The organism is Mycobacterium persicum (assembly GCF_002086915.1).
In the GTDB taxonomy this organism is placed as follows: Bacteria; Actinomycetota; Actinomycetes; order Mycobacteriales; family Mycobacteriaceae; genus Mycobacterium; species Mycobacterium persicum.
Genome location: NZ_MWQA01000001.1, coordinates 1,281,206 through 1,293,743 on the forward strand (window position 1 = coordinate 1,281,206; position 12,538 = coordinate 1,293,743).

Consider the following 12,538-nt stretch of genomic DNA (forward strand, 5'->3'; position numbering starts at 1 on the left):
CCTATTCGGTCCGCGCCAATTCGGCGCGCAACTGCCGGCGCTGCGCTTCAAGCTCCGGTGTGATGTGGGCGTAGACCGCGGTGAAGAGTTCGTCGACGTCGAAATCGGGCGCGTCAAAGACGGCGTCGCGCAGTTCGGCCCGTTGCCCCCTCGAACGGGCGACGACCCGGTCCTCGAGGCTCTGCGACCACAGCCCCAGGCCCTGCAGGTAACGCCGAAAGCGTGGAATCGGGTCCAGATCCAGCCACCGATCCAGATCCTGCTGATCGCGATATCGGGTGGGATCGTCGGCGGTGGTGTGTGGGCCCAGGCGATAGGTCACCGCCTCGATCAGCGTGGGACCGTTACCGGCTCGGGCCCGAGCGGCGGCCTCGGCCATCACCGCATAGCACGCCAGCACATCGTTGCCGTCCACTCGGATGCCGGGTATGCCATAGCCGATTGCCTTGTGCGCGAGGGAAACAGCAGCCGTCTGCTTTCGTACTGGCGTCGATATCGCCCACTGGTTGTTCTGCACATAGAACAGGCACGGCACCCCGAATACACCGGCGAGATTCAGCGCCTCATGGACGTCGCCCTCGCTGGTGGCGCCGTCGCCCAGGAAGGCGACAGTCACCGAGTCCTCGCCGAGGCGTTGGGCGGCCATCGCGGCGCCGACGGCGTGCAATGTCTGGGTGCCGACCGGAACGGACATCGGAGCGCAGCACTTCCTCGTGAATTCCAGCCCGCCATGCCAGCTTCCGCGCCATGCGGCGCCCACGTGTCCGGGCGGGATGCCACGCACCAGGTATACGCCCAATTCACGGTATTGCGGAAACAACCAGTCGGTCGCGCGCAGGCATGCGGCCGCTCCCACCTGCGCAGCCTCCTGGCCACGACAGGGTGTGAACAGCGCCAATTCACCTTGGCGCTGCAGGTTGACGAACTCGTCGTCCAGCTCCCGCGTGACCACCATCATCTCGTAGAGCCAGCACAGCGTCTCCGCGGACAGATCGCGGCTGTAATGCTCGTCCGCGGTCGGTGTGCCGTCCGGGCCAACGAGTTGCACCGGCTCGAGGTCGACCGTCATCGGTGTCTGACACTTGCGAGCCATACCGCCTCCTCAGCTCACGCCGTCACGCCATGGTGAGGATGCCCGCCGGGCAGGCCGCATCTTCGCGTCGGCGCGCGTGGTGCGGCGGGTCAATAGCAAAGCTGAGCCAGCACTACATGGAGCCGGAGTCAGCGGCTGGCTGACCATTCGGCTCGGATCGCCGCAACACTGGCGCTTCTCCCATTATGCTCCCAAATCCGAAGACGCCGGGCTGATCGGCGGCGCCGGTGCGCACGTGTCGGGACACCCCAACTAGCCAGACGAGGCGGCCGGGCGCGGTCCGACGTCCGCGCCCCGGGACCACCGACAGCAAAGCCGTCGTCACCCGAGCGCGGATTCCCCCGCCCGCCGCAACAGCATTTCCGCGTGCCTGAGCACCGGTGAGTCGACCATCTGCCCCTCGAACGCGAACACCCCACGCTCGTTTCGCGAGGCGGCCAGCACTCGCCGCGCCCAGTCAAGCTTCTCGTCGCTGGGTCGATACGCCTTGCGCACCACCGGGACCTGGCTCGGGTGAATGCACACTGTGGCATCGAAACCCACCGCGGCAGCGTCGATCGCCTCCTGCCGCAGGCCCTCGATGTCGCGGATATCCAGGTGCACGGCATCCAGGGCCAAACGGCCGAACGCGGACGCCGCCAGCAGGATCGTTGACCGCACGTGGCGGGCCACATCCCGGTAGCCGCCGTCCGCGCGCCGGCTGGCGCTGCCGCCCAGGGTGGCGATCAGGTCCTCGGCCCCCCACATCATTCCCACGGTGCCGTCGACGGCGGCGATCTCGGCGGCAAATACCGCACCGCGCGCCGTCTCCACCAGCGCGATGACGTCGCGCGGTGCGAGCGCGGCCACCTGTGCCGCCGACTCGGCCTTGGGCAGCATGACCGTCTGATACGCGGTGGCCCCCAATGCCTCCAAGTCACGGGCCTGCTCATCGGTGCCGGCCGCGTTGATGCGCACCACGGTGCGTTCGGGGTCCAGTGGGTTGTCGCGCAGCGCTTGACGCGCGGCCGACTTCTCCGCCTGGGCCACACCGTCTTCGAGATCGAGGATCACCACGTCGGCGGCAGCGGCGGCCTTGGTGAAGCGCTCCGGGCGGTCGGCCGGGCAGAACAGCCACCCCGGGCCCGCCGCGCGTAGGTTCATCGCGCCTCCTCGACCGGCCGTTTCTGGACCAGCGTGGTGCGCACCGCGCGGGCCACTATCTCGCCGTGCTGGTTACGTGCGGTGTGCTCCAGGGTGACAATGCCTTCGCCGGGGCGGCTTTTCGACTCCCGCTTGCCGGTGCACACCGTCTCGGCGTACAGGGTGTCGCCGTGAAAGACCGGCTTGGGAAACGACACCTCCGCGAAACCGAGGTTGGCCACGATGGTGCCGAGCGTCAGCTGTGACACCGATAGCCCGACCATCGTCGAGAGGGTGAACATCGAGTTCACCAGCCGCTCACCGCGAAACCCCGGCTGCTGCGCCGCCCAGGCCGCGTCGAGATGCAGCGATTGGGTGTTCATCGTCAGTGTGGTGAACACGACGTTGTCTGCCTCGGTGACGGTGCGTCCGGGTCGGTGCAGGTAGGTGGTTCCGATCTCGAACTCTTCGAACCACAAGCCTCTCTGGACTATCGTTGCGCCGACTGTGGATTCTGCGACGCGACTCGCCGATGTGGTGTCGCCAGGTTCACGCTCGCCGGCAGGTCTGCTCACGACAGCCCCAGTGATCGTGCGATCAGCATCAGTTGCACCTCGGTGGTGCCCTCACCGATTTCGAGGACCTTGCTGTCGCGGTAGTGACGCGCCACCGGGTATTCGTTCATGAAGCCGTAGCCGCCGTGAATCTGGGTGGCGTCGCGCGCGTTGTCCATCGCCGCTTCCGACGAGACCATCTTGGCGATCGCCGCCTCCTTTTTGAAGGGCTTGCCCGCCAACATCTTTGCCGCAGCCTCGTAGTACGCTGTGCGCGCGACGTGGGCCCGCGCTTCCATCCGTGCGATCTTGAAGCTGATCGCCTGATACGAACCGATAGGCTGGCCGAACGACTGACGTTCCTTGGCGTACTTAACGCTCTCGTCGACGCAGCCCTGCGCCGCCCCGGTCGCCAGCGCGGCAATTGCGATACGGCCCTCGTCGAGGATGGACAAGAAGTTGGCATAACCCGTTCCCTGAGCGCCCAGCAGGTTTTCGGCCGGCACGCGGGCATCGGTGAACGTCAGCGGGTGGGTGTCCGACGCGTTCCAGCCGACCTTGTTGTAGACCGGCTCGACGGTGAATCCCGGTGTGCCGCTGGGAACGATGATCGTCGAGATCTCCTTCTTGCCGTCCGCCACGCTTCCGGTGACGGCCGTGACGGTGACCAGCGAGGTGATATCGGTGCCCGAGTTGGTGATGAACTGCTTGCTGCCGTTGATGATCCACTCATCCCCCTCGAGCCGAGCGGTGGTGCGGGTGCTGCCCGCGTCGGAGCCCGCACCGGGCTCGGTCAGTCCGAAACCGGCCAGCGCGCGGCCGGCGGTCAGATCCGGTAACCACTTGTGTTTCTGCTCTTCGGTGCCGAACCGGAAAATCGGCATCGCACCCAGACCGACCGCGGCCTCCAAGGTGATGGCCACCGACTGGTCGACCTTGCCGAGCTCCTCCAGCGCGAGCGCCAACGCGAAATAGTCGCCGCCCATGCCGCCGTAAGCCTCGGGGAACGGCAGGCCGAACAGCCCCATCTCACCCATCTTGGCGACGACTTCGTACGGGAAGCTGTGTTCCTCATCGTGTTTGGCCGATACCGGCGCGACCACGGTGCGCGCGAAGTCAGCCACCGTGTCTTTGAGGTCTTGGTATTCCTTGGGTAATGTCCCCGCGGTAATCATCGTCGTCATGATCCTTGATCCTTGATCCGGGCCAACACCTGGTCGACCTTCACCTGCTCTCCGACGGACACCAGCACCTCCAACTGCCCCGAAACCGGTGCGGTGAGCGCGTGTTCCATCTTCATCGCCTCCACCACCACCACCACGTCGCCCTCGGCAACCTCGGTGCCGGAGGCAGATTGCACCGCGATGACGTTGCCGGGCATGGGGCTGACGACTTCGGCCTGCCGCTCGCCGGCAGCGCGATGAATCTTGCGCTCTTCGGCCTCGCGGATATGCCAGGTTCCGCGCTCGTCGGCGATCCAGAGGTGGCGGTCGGCCTCGGCCCATCGGTAGTCACGGCGCACCCCGTTCAGCGTCACGCTCATCCGGTCCCGCGCGAGTTGCACACTGGCGCCCAGGATTTCACCGTCGCCGACCTGCACCCGGGCCGCCTCCGGTAAGCCCCACACCGACACCGTCTCGGTACGCAGCGGAGTCTGCATCGCGGTTCGCACCGGGGCACCACCGCCGCCCACTCGCCATCCGCTCGGGGCGGCCCACAGGTCGCCCGCAGCTTGGCGAGCCAACACCCATTGCACGTAGAGGCCACCCGCGGCGAACACATCGTCGGGCGCCGCCAGCGGCGCAAAGTCGGCCACCCGCTCGTCCAGCAGTGCGGTGTCCAAATCCCCGGACTGCACCCGCTCGTCGGCCAGCAGGAAGCGCAGGAATTCGACATTGGTCTGCACGCCCAGGACCGCGGTGTGCGCCAGCGCCTGGTCCAGCCGCGCCAGCGCCTGCTCGCGATCCGCCCCGTGCGCGATCACCTTGCTCAGCATCGGGTCGTAGTCACTGCCGACCACCGTGCCCGCCAGCAGCGACGAGTCCACCCGCACACCCGCACCGGCGGGTTCGATCACCCGCAACACCCGCCCGCCGGTGGGCAGAAAGCCGCGTGCGGGATCCTCGGCGTACACCCGCGCCTCGATCGCATGTCCGGACAGTTCGATGTCGTCCTGTGCAAATGGCAGCTTCTCGCCGGCAGCCACCCGTAGCTGCCACTCGACGAGATCCAGCCCGGTGACCGCCTCGGTGACCGGGTGTTCCACTTGCAGGCGGGTGTTCATCTCCATGAAGAAGAACTCGTCGGGACGCTCGGCGGAGACGATGAATTCCACCGTTCCGGCGCCGACGTAGTCGACACTGCGGGCGGTGTTGCAGGCGGCGGCGCCGATTCGCGCCCGCGTCTGCGTGTCGAGCAGCGCCGACGGCGCTTCCTCGATGACCTTCTGATGGCGGCGCTGCAGGCTGCACTCACGCTCGCCCAGATGCACCACGTTGCCGCGTGTGTCGGCAAGCACCTGCACCTCGATATGCCTGGGCCGCAATACGAATCGCTCCAGGAACAGGGTGTCGTCACCGAAGGAGGAGCCGGCTTCGCGACGCGCACTCACCAGCGCGTCACGCAGCCGCGCCGGGTCCTCGACCAACCGCATTCCCTTGCCGCCACCGCCCGCGGACGGCTTGATCAGCACCGGATAGCCGACCCCGGCGGCCGCCGCCACCAGGTCGTCGTCGCTGAGCCCCGGCTTGGCAACGCCGGGTACGACAGGCACGTCGAAGGCGGCGACCGCGTTCTTGGCGGTGATCTTGTCACCCATCACCTCGATCGCCCGCGTCGGCGGCCCGAGGAAAACGATCCCGGCACGCTCACAGGCTGCCGCGAAATCGGCCTTCTCCGAAAGGAACCCGTAACCGGGGTGGATCGCCTGCGATCCGGTACGCGCGGCGGCGTCGAGCACCTTGTTGATGTCCAGGTAGCTGTCGCGCGCCGGAGCCGGCCCCAGCCGCACCGCTTCGTCCGCTTCCAGCACATGCCGCGCGCCGGCGTCGGGGTCGCTGTAGACCGCCACCGAGCGGATCCCTAGCCGGCGCAGAGTGCTGATCACCCGCACCGCGATCTCGCCGCGGTTGGCCACTAATACCGTGTCAAACATCACGTCACATCCGGAAGACGCCGTAGGAAACCGGTTCCAGCGGTGCCCGAGAGCACACTGAAAGAGCAAGCCCGACAACAGTTCTAGTATCAGCCGGATCGATGATGCCGTCGTCCCACAGGCGGGCGGTCGAATAATAGGGGTTGCCCTGGCACTCGTACTGCTCACGAATCGGCGCCTTGAACGCCTCCTCATCGTCAGCAGGCCAGGGCGTGCCGGCCGCGGACAGCTGCTCACCGCGCACGGTGGCCAGCACCGACGCCGCCTGCTCGCCGCCCATCACCGAGATCCGCGCATTCGGCCACATCCATAGGAAGCGCGGCGAGTACGCCCGTCCGCACATCGAATAGTTGCCTGCACCATAGGATCCGCCGATCACGACGGTCAACTTCGGCACCCGGGCACAGGCCACGGCGGTGACCATTTTGGCGCCGTGCTTGGCGATACCGCCGGCCTCGTAGTCCCGGCCGACCATGAACCCGGCGATGTTCTGCAGGAACAGCAGCGGGATCTTGCGCTTGTCGCACAGTTCGATGAAATGCGCACCCTTGAGCGCGGATTCACTGAACAATACGCCGTTGTTGGCGACGATGCCGACCGGGTGTCCGTAGATGCGCGCGAAGGCGGTCACCAGAGTCTTGCCGTATTTTGCCTTGAATTCCGTGAATTCGCTGCCGTCGACCAGTCGCAGCAGAACCTCGTGCACGTCGTAGGGCACCCTCGGGTCGGGGGGAACCACGCCGTAAAGCTCGGCCTGCGGGTACTTGGGGTCGACCACACGCGTCACGTCCCACTGAGCCGGATCGCGGGGCGCGAAGGTGGCCGCGATGGAGCGCACGATGCGCAACGCATGTTCGTCGTCGTCGGCGAGATGGTCGGTGACACCCGATGTCCGCGAGTGCAAGTCGCCGCCGCCGAGCTCCTCGGCCGTGACGATCTCGCCGGTGGCGGCCTTGACCAGTGGCGGTCCGCCCAGGAAGATGGTGCCCTGCTCACGGACGATGACGGCCTCGTCGCTCATCGCCGGCACATAGGCGCCGCCGGCCGTGCAGGAGCCCAGAACTGCCGCCACTTGCGGAATTCCCTTGGCGCTCATGGTCGCCTGGTTGTAGAAGATCCGCCCGAAATGCTCGCGGTCGGGAAACACCTCGTCCTGGCGTGGCAGGAAGGCGCCGCCGGAGTCGACCAGGTAGATGCACGGCAGTCGATTCTGCAGCGCGATCTCCTGGGCGCGCAGGTGCTTCTTGACCGTGATCGGGTAGTAGGTCCCGCCCTTGACCGTCGCGTCGTTGGCGACGATCACGCACTCGCGCCCGGATACCCGGCCGATTCCGGTGATGATCCCGGCGCCCGGCGACTCGTCGTCGTACATTCCGTTGGCAGCCAAGGGCGCCAACTCCAGGAACGGGCTGCCCGGATCGAGCAGCCGATCCACCCGTTCCCGGGGCAGCAGCTTGCCACGGCTGACGTGACGCTCTCGCGCGCGTTCGCTGCCGCCCAGTGCGGTAGTGGCGAGCTTGGTGTTCAACTCGGCCACCAGCCTGCGGTGCTCGTCGGCGAAGGACGGTGCGGCGACGGCGGTCACGGGGTAACCAGATCCCGCAATATGAGCCGTGGTTCAGTTCTCGCCACGACCTCGTCGACCGTCACCTCGGGCGCGGTCTCGATCAAATGCAGGCCGTCGTCGCAGACATCGATGACCGCCAATTCCGTGACGATGCGGTCCACGCAGCCCACGCCGGTCAATGGCAGCGTGCACTGCTCGACGATCTTGGGGCTGCCGTCTTTGGCCGCATGCTCCATCATCACGATCACCTTGCGGGCGCCGTGCACCAGGTCCATCGCGCCGCCCATGCCCTTGACCATCTTGCCCGGGATCATCCAGTTAGCGAGGTCGCCGGTGACCGAAACCTGCATGGCGCCAAGCACCGCGACGTCGAGATGGCCGCCGCGGATGATGCCGAAAGAGGTCGACGAGCCGAAGAACGCCGCGCCCGGCAGCGTGGTCACGGTCTCCTTGCCGGCGTTGATCAGGTCGGCATCGAGATCCTCGGGCTTGGGATATGGTCCGACGCCCAGGATCCCGTTTTCGGAGTGCAGGACAACGATCACGCCGTCGGGAATGTGGTTGGGAATCAAGGTGGGCATTCCGATGCCGAGGTTGACATACTGGCCGTCGCGGAATTCGGCGGCGACCCGTGCGGCCATCCCGTCTCTGCTCCAGGTCATCAGCGCACCGTCTCCTTCTCGATCCGCTTGGTGGGATTGGGCACGTGTACCACCCGCTGCACGAACACACCCGGGGTGTGCACCATCGCCGGGTCGATTTCACCCGGCTCGACGAGGTGTTCCACCTCGGCAATCGTGATCCTCCCCGCGGGCGCGCACTCGGGGTTGAAGTTGGCGGCAGCGTAGCGGTACACCAGGTTGCCGTGCCGGTCCCCTTTCCAGGCATGCACCAGCGCGAAGTCGGTGCGAATTCCCCGCTCCAAAACGTATGTGACACCGTCGAACTCGCGAGTCTCCTTCGGAGGCGACACCACCGCTACCGCACCCGACGCGTCGTAACGCCACGGCAGCCCGCCGTCGGCAATCTGGGTACCCACACCGGCCGGCGTATAGAAGGCCGGGATGCCCATGCCGCCGGCGCGCAGCCGCTCGGCCAGCGTGCCCTGCGGGGTGAGTTCCACCTCGAGCTCGCCGGCCAGGAATTGCCGAGCAAACTCCCTGTTCTCTCCCACATACGAGGAGATAGTCCTACGAATCCTCTTGTGCTCCAACAACACTCCCAGACCGATCCCGTCGATGCCGCAGTTGTTCGACACCGTCTCGAGGTCAGTGACACCGCTGTCCACCAGCGCCGAGATCAACGCCTCCGGAATGCCGCAAAGCCCGAACCCGCCAACCGCCAGGGAGGACCCGTCGGTTATGTCCGCTACCGCTTCGGCAGCGGTAGCCACCACCTTGTCCATTACCCGCAAAGTCTCCTCGCTGTCCGGCCGGCTGGGTTCTTCAGTTAATCATCATTAACCGGGGCATGACAATACCACCGCCCGCGCGGTGGGTAAAGGGACGGTAACCAGCATCCGGGTGCTCACCCTCGACCTTGCAGGTAGTCGATTGCCTGTTGACGCAATTCGACTTTGCGGATCTTGCCGGTGACAGTCATGGGGAACTCGTCGACGATCCGCAGATACCGCGGAATCTTGAACCTGGCGATGCGGCCCGCGCAGAATTCGTGTAGCCGCGCGATGGTCAACTGCGGTGCGCCGTCCCGCAGCTTGACCACCGCCATGAGCTCTTCGCCCACGCGTTCGTCGGGCACGCCGATGACGTGGGCATCGACGACGTCGGGGTGGGTGTGCAGGAACTCCTCGATCTCGCGGGGCGAAATATTCTCGCCACCGCGAATGACGATGTCCTTGATCCGGCCGGTGATCTGCACGTACCCGCATGCGTCCATGGCGGCCAGGTCTCCGGTATGCATCCAGCCGTCGGCGTCGATCACTTCTGCGGTCCGCTCCGGGTCATTCCAGTAACCGGCCATCACCGAATAACCCCGGGTGCAGAACTCACCGGGGACGCCGCGGGGCACGGTCTCGCCGGTGACCGGCTCCACCACCTTGATCTCTAGATGCGGCCCCACCCGGCCGACCGTGCTGACCCGACGCTCCAGGGGATCATCGGTATGGGTCTGGGTGGAGACCGGAGATGTTTCGGTCATGCCATAGCAAATCGAGATCGCCGGCATATTCATCTGTTCGATCACCCTGCGCATCACTTCGACCGGGCACGTCGAGCCGGCGATGATCCCGGTACGCAGGCTGGTGAGGTCATAGTCGGCGAAGTCCGGCAGTCCAAGTTCGGCGATGAACATGGTCGGCACGCCGTAGAGGCTGGTGCACCGTTCGATCTGGACGGCCCGCAGGGTGGCGGCAGGGTCGAACCCGGGTGCCGGAATCACCACGGCAGCGCCATGGCTGGTGGCGGCCAAGTTGCCCAGCACCATGCCGAAGCAGTGATAGAACGGCGCCGGAATGCAGATCCGATCGGCGGCGGTGTAGTCGAGCAACTCCCCCACGAAATATCCGTTGTTGAGGATGTTGAGGTGGCTGAGCGTGACGCCTTTCGGATGACCCGTTGTGCCAGAGGTGTATTGAATGTTGACCGGGTCACTGCCGGTCAGTGTCGCCGCGATCTGTTGCAGCGCAGCAGTGTCGGCCTGGGTACCGGCCAGCTCGTCCCACCGACTGCTGCCCATGAACACCGCTTCCCGCAGGTCCGGGCAATCGGGCGCCACCTCGGCCAATATCGCCCGGTAATCCGCATCCTTGAAGCCCGGCGCGGCGATGATCATGCAGACTCCGGATTGCCTTAGCGCATAACGCAACTCGCTGGACCGGTAGGCCGGGTTCACGGTCACCAGGATGGCGCCGATTTCTGCGGTCGCGTATTGAACCAACACCCACTCCCACCGGTTGGGCGCCCAAATCCCCACTCGGTCGCCTACGCCGATCCCTGCGCGCACTAGTCCGGTAGCCAATCTCCGGACGTCCGCCAGGAATTCGGCGTAACTCCAGCGTCGCCCGGCATGCACGTCGACCAGCGCGTCCCGGTGTCCGTGCCGGGAGGCGGTCTGGGCGAGATTGATGCCGATGGTGGTCTCCAGCAGGGCGGGCACGCTGGGACCGCGCTCATAAGAAAGTCCGCTGTAATCTGCAGCCCCGTTGGCTGCCACGGTTCCTCCGCCTGCCGCGTACGGGTTAACATCGACTAACCCGTGCTACGTTAGTGACGATTAACCGAAGTGTCCAGGACGAGTTTTCTACGGAGGCCGTCATGACAGCGTCCGCTCCGGACGGCCGGCCCGCTCAACCTGAAGCCCCAAGTCGCCGCAGTCAGTTGAAGTCGGACCGGCGTCTGCAGCTGTTGTCGGCCGCTGAACGGCTATTCGCCGAACGCGGTTTTCTCGCGGTACGGTTGGAGGACATTGGTGCCGCGGCGGGCATCAGCGGTCCGGCGATCTATCGGCACTTCCCCAACAAAGAGTCGCTGCTCGTTGAGTTGTTGGTCGGCATCAGCTCCCGGCTCCTCGCCGGCGCCCGCGATGTGACTGCCCGGGGTTCTGATCCGGCCGCAACGTTGGATGGGCTCATTGATTTTCACCTCGACTTTGCGCTGGGTGAACCGGATCTGATCCGAATCCAGGACCGTGACCTTGCGCACCTGCCGGCAGCAGCCGAACGTCAGGTGCGCAAAGCGCAGCGCCAGTACGTGGAGGTCTGGGTGGGGGTGTTGCGCGAGCGTGATCCCGACCTGGCCGAAGCGGATGCGCGGCTGATGGCGCACGCCGTGTTCGGGCTGCTGAACTCCACACCGCACAGCATGAAGTCGGCCGATGCCAGATCGGCGCGGGTACTGCGTTCCCGCACCATCATGCGTGCCATGACCGTGGCGGCGCTGCGAGTCACTGACCACTAGCGTTCAGAGTCGGCCGGGAGGCCGGGAAGTCCGGAAAGGCCGGGATCACATACTTGGCGAAAAGCCGCATCTGTTCCAGCATTTCGCTCACGGCATTGGCGACGAACAAGGTGGCGTAGAACCCGTCCAGCCCGGCGCGCTCGAACGCAGCTACCTTGGCGCACACCTGATCCGGCGTGCCGATGAGATTGTCGGCCACGTACTTATCCAGACTGACGCCCTTCATCATGGTGTCCCGCAGCGAGGTCCGGAACAGCTCGAATGTCGACCGCTCCAGGCGCTCACGTGCTTTCTCAGCGGTCGGAGCCAGGCACACGACCGTCTGCAATCCGATCGTCACCTCGGCGGGATCGCGGCCCGCAGCTCGAGCGAATTTCGCGACTTCGTCTCGGCCAGAGGCTATTTCGTCCGGCCCTAGCTTGGCCGGCAGCCAACCCTGACATTGTTCACCCGCCCGGCGAATGGCGCCCTTGGCATTGCCGCCGGAGAAGATCGGCAACGGCGACTGGACCGGCTTGGGATACGACTCGACATCGCAGAATCGGCGGTACCGGCCCTCATAGGTCGACCGACGCTGCCCGAACAGAATGCGCAACGCCTCGATGCCCTCGGCCGTCAGCCGGGTGCGCGACGCGTCGGCCAAATCCGGTGCTACCGCTTCGAATTCGTCTCGGTACCCGCCTGCTGCTACCGCCAAGGTGACGCGCCCGCCGCTGATCTGATCCAGTGTGGCGACCTGCTTGGCCAACAGCACCGGCTCACGCATCGGCAAGACGAGGATCCCGGTAGCCAGCCGCACCACCGATGTCTTGGCCGCGATCGTCGCCAGCATCATCAGCGGCTCGAAGTAGTCCGGTGGGACCGACCACGCCTCCCGCACGAACCGTTGGGTGCTCAGATGATCATTGCCGGCGACCTCGTGAAAGCCGAGTGCCTCGGCCTCGACGGCGATCCGAATCACCTCGTCGGCCGTGGCGAACGGGACCGGGTAGGCCATCCCGGACAGGCACGTCGGTACATCGATTCCGAATTTCACGCCGTTCACCCCCGGTTCCTGTTACCGCGCGAAGCTTGCCGCGCTTACTGTGGATACGTTCTTCAGCGGTAGTTGAAGAAAACAATACTTGGCTTGCA

The 12,538-nt window shown here is 65.8% G+C and carries 11 protein-coding genes; 1 reads left to right on the forward strand and 10 read right to left on the reverse strand.

Annotated elements, in window-relative coordinates:
* Position 1 precedes the first annotated feature (1 nt).
* From pdhA to B4U45_RS05730, 9 genes are all read right to left on the reverse strand, one after another.
* Positions 2–1,093 carry a pyruvate dehydrogenase (acetyl-transferring) E1 component subunit alpha gene (pdhA, locus tag B4U45_RS05690; RefSeq protein ID WP_075548394.1) on the reverse strand — a complete coding sequence of 364 codons (1,092 nt, stop codon included), beginning with the start codon at positions 1,091–1,093 and terminating at the stop codon, positions 2–4.
* A gap of 321 nt (positions 1,094–1,414) precedes the next feature.
* Complete coding sequence (locus B4U45_RS05695) at positions 1,415–2,236, reverse strand: HpcH/HpaI aldolase/citrate lyase family protein (RefSeq protein ID WP_083153192.1); 822 nt, start codon at positions 2,234–2,236, stop codon at positions 1,415–1,417.
* Positions 2,233–2,790: a MaoC family dehydratase gene (locus B4U45_RS05700; RefSeq protein WP_089024966.1), complete on the reverse strand. Its 558-nt coding sequence runs from the start codon at positions 2,788–2,790 to the stop codon at positions 2,233–2,235. The genes B4U45_RS05695 and B4U45_RS05700 overlap by 4 nt, the downstream gene beginning before the upstream one ends.
* Positions 2,787–3,953, reverse strand: a complete 1,167-nt coding sequence (locus tag B4U45_RS05705) for an acyl-CoA dehydrogenase family protein (protein ID WP_075548398.1) — start codon at positions 3,951–3,953, stop codon at positions 2,787–2,789. Before B4U45_RS05705 ends, B4U45_RS05700 begins: the two co-directional genes overlap by 4 nt.
* Entirely contained in the window at positions 3,950–5,923 is a 1,974-nt protein-coding gene (locus tag B4U45_RS05710) for an acetyl/propionyl/methylcrotonyl-CoA carboxylase subunit alpha (protein ID WP_075548474.1), read from the reverse strand. Before B4U45_RS05710 ends, B4U45_RS05705 begins: the two co-directional genes overlap by 4 nt.
* Before the next feature lie 4 nt (positions 5,924–5,927).
* A complete protein-coding gene (locus B4U45_RS05715; protein WP_075548399.1) occupies positions 5,928–7,508 on the reverse strand; it encodes a carboxyl transferase domain-containing protein in 1,581 nt (526 codons plus the stop codon).
* On the reverse strand, positions 7,505–8,152 hold the full coding sequence (locus tag B4U45_RS05720) for a CoA transferase subunit B (protein WP_075548400.1): 648 nt from the start codon (positions 8,150–8,152) through the stop codon (positions 7,505–7,507). The genes B4U45_RS05715 and B4U45_RS05720 overlap by 4 nt, the downstream gene beginning before the upstream one ends.
* Positions 8,152–8,895: a CoA transferase subunit A gene (locus tag B4U45_RS05725; protein ID WP_075548401.1), complete on the reverse strand. Its 744-nt coding sequence runs from the start codon at positions 8,893–8,895 to the stop codon at positions 8,152–8,154. Before B4U45_RS05725 ends, B4U45_RS05720 begins: the two co-directional genes overlap by 1 nt.
* Before the next feature lie 122 nt (positions 8,896–9,017).
* Positions 9,018–10,661, reverse strand: a complete 1,644-nt coding sequence (locus B4U45_RS05730) for an AMP-binding protein (RefSeq protein WP_075548402.1) — start codon at positions 10,659–10,661, stop codon at positions 9,018–9,020.
* 101 nt (positions 10,662–10,762) lie between these two features.
* Here B4U45_RS05730 and B4U45_RS05735 point away from each other — a divergent pair, with 101 nt between their 5' ends.
* Entirely contained in the window at positions 10,763–11,404 is a 642-nt protein-coding gene (locus B4U45_RS05735; protein WP_075548403.1) for an SACE_7040 family transcriptional regulator, read from the forward strand.
* Here B4U45_RS05735 and B4U45_RS05740 read toward each other — a convergent pair.
* The gene (locus B4U45_RS05740; protein WP_131808335.1) at positions 11,391–12,449 is read right to left on the reverse strand and encodes an LLM class flavin-dependent oxidoreductase; all 1,059 of its coding nucleotides are present in this window, start codon (positions 12,447–12,449) and stop codon (positions 11,391–11,393) included. The two genes, B4U45_RS05735 and B4U45_RS05740, sit on opposite strands and share 14 nt — an antisense overlap.
* Positions 12,450–12,538 lie beyond the last annotated feature (89 nt).

Excerpts from the sequence above, each read along its gene's own strand:
- pdhA (WP_075548394.1), bottom strand. The coding sequence starts at position 1,093 with ATGGCTCGCAAGTGTCAGACACCGATGACGGTCGACCTCGAGCCGGTG.
- B4U45_RS05695 (WP_083153192.1), bottom strand. The coding sequence starts at position 2,236 with ATGAACCTACGCGCGGCGGGCCCGGGGTGGCTGTTCTGCCCGGCCGAC.
- B4U45_RS05705 (WP_075548398.1), bottom strand. The coding sequence starts at position 3,953 with ATGACGACGATGATTACCGCGGGGACATTACCCAAGGAATACCAAGAC.
- B4U45_RS05710 (WP_075548474.1), bottom strand. The coding sequence starts at position 5,923 with ATGTTTGACACGGTATTAGTGGCCAACCGCGGCGAGATCGCGGTGCGG.
- B4U45_RS05720 (WP_075548400.1), bottom strand. The coding sequence starts at position 8,152 with ATGACCTGGAGCAGAGACGGGATGGCCGCACGGGTCGCCGCCGAATTC.
- B4U45_RS05725 (WP_075548401.1), bottom strand. The coding sequence starts at position 8,895 with ATGGACAAGGTGGTGGCTACCGCTGCCGAAGCGGTAGCGGACATAACC.
- B4U45_RS05735 (WP_075548403.1), top strand. The coding sequence starts at position 10,763 with ATGACAGCGTCCGCTCCGGACGGCCGGCCCGCTCAACCTGAAGCCCCA.